We start from the raw sequence: 821 nt of genomic DNA, 5'->3' as shown, positions 1-821 counted from the left end.
TCTCACGTTGAATATGACACCCCGTCTCGCCACTACGCACACGTAGACTGCCCGGGCCACGCCGACTATGTTAAAAACATGATCACCGGTGCTGCGCAGATGGACGGCGCGATCCTGGTTGTTGCTGCGACTGACGGCCCGATGCCGCAGACTCGTGAGCACATCCTGCTGGGTCGTCAGGTTGGCGTTCCGTACATCATCGTGTTCCTGAACAAATGCGACATGGTTGATGACGAAGAGCTGCTGGAACTGGTAGAAATGGAAGTTCGTGAACTTCTGTCTCAGTACGATTTCCCGGGCGACGACACGCCGATCGTTCGTGGTTCTGCTCTGAAAGCGCTGGAAGGCGAAGCAGAGTGGGAAGCGAAAATCATCGAACTGGCTGGCTACCTGGATTCTTACATCCCGGAACCAGAGCGTGCGATTGACAAGCCGTTCCTGCTGCCTATCGAAGACGTATTCTCCATCTCCGGCCGTGGTACCGTTGTTACCGGTCGTGTAGAGCGCGGTATCGTTAAAGTTGGCGAAGAAGTTGAAATCGTTGGTATCAAAGAGACTGCTAAGTCTACCTGTACTGGCGTTGAAATGTTCCGCAAACTGCTGGACGAAGGTCGTGCTGGTGAGAACGTTGGTGTTCTGCTGCGTGGTATCAAACGTGAAGAAATCGAACGTGGTCAGGTACTGGCTAAGCCGGGCTCTATCAAGCCGCACACCAAGTTCGAATCTGAAGTTTATATCCTGTCCAAAGACGAAGGCGGCCGTCATACTCCGTTCTTCAAAGGCTACCGTCCGCAGTTCTACTTCCGTACTACTGACGTGAC

The 821-nt window shown here is 53.5% G+C and carries 1 protein-coding gene; it reads left to right on the top strand.

Translation table 11 applies throughout. From position 1 onward, the window contains the following. Positions 1-821: elongation factor Tu (gene tuf, locus QNN86_RS23865; RefSeq protein ID WP_414212404.1), on the top strand; the 821-nt coding region annotated here is incomplete at both ends.

Source organism: Citrobacter sp. C348 (assembly GCF_047467975.1).
Taxonomy (GTDB): Bacteria; Pseudomonadota; Gammaproteobacteria; order Enterobacterales; family Enterobacteriaceae; genus Citrobacter; species Citrobacter gillenii.
The sequence above is the reverse complement of the archived record's forward strand: the minus strand, read 5'-3'. Positions and strand labels throughout refer to the sequence as shown.